1 pseudogene is annotated in these 807 nt (G+C 69.0%); it reads left to right on the forward strand.

Going from position 1 to position 807, the window contains the following annotated elements:
- A pseudogene (locus tag IH25_RS38210) lies at nucleotides 1–807 on the forward strand (pullulanase-type alpha-1,6-glucosidase); the annotation flags it as partial.

The following is an 807-nucleotide window of genomic DNA, read 5'->3' on the forward strand; positions in this document are numbered from 1 at the left end:
GACGGTGTGGCGCGGACGGTGGAGTTCCGGCGGATGGTGCAGGCGCTGAACCGGGACGGGCTGCGGGTGGTGATGGACGTGGTGTACAACCACACGGCGGCCAGTGGGCAGGCGGCGACGTCGGTGCTGGACCGGATCGTGCCGGGGTACTACCAGCGTCTGCTGGCGGACGGGTCGGTGGCGAACAGCACCTGCTGTGCCAACACCGCGACCGAGAACGCGATGATGGGCAAGCTGGTGGTGGACTCGGTGGTCACCTGGGCGAAGCAGTACAAGGTCGACGGGTTCCGTTTCGACCTGATGGGCCACCACCCGAAGGCCAACATCCTGGCCGTGCGCAAGGCTTTGGACGCGCTGACCTTGAAGAAGGACGGCGTGGACGGCAGGAAGATCATCCTGTACGGGGAGGGCTGGAACTTCGGGGAGGTCGCCGACGACGCCCGGTTCGTCCAGGCCACGCAGAAGAACATGGCCGGTACCGGTGTCGCCACCTTCTCCGACCGGGCCCGCGACGCGGTGCGCGGCGGCACCCCCTTCGACGCCGACCCCGGCGTGCAGGGCTTCGCCTCCGGCCTGTACACCGACCCCAACACCTCCCCCGCCAACGGCACCAAGGAGGAGCAGCGGGCGCGGCTGCTGCACTACCAGGACCTGATCAAGGTCGGCCTGAGTGGCAACCTCGCGAAGTACCGCTTCACCGACACCGGCGGCAACGAGGTCTCGGGTGCGCAGGTGGACTACAACGGCGCGCCCGCCGGCTACGCCGACGCCCCCGGTGACGCGCTGGCGTATGTGGACGCGCACGAC

The organism is Streptomyces achromogenes subsp. achromogenes, from assembly GCF_000720835.1.
Lineage (GTDB): Bacteria > Actinomycetota > Actinomycetes > Streptomycetales > Streptomycetaceae > Streptomyces > Streptomyces achromogenes.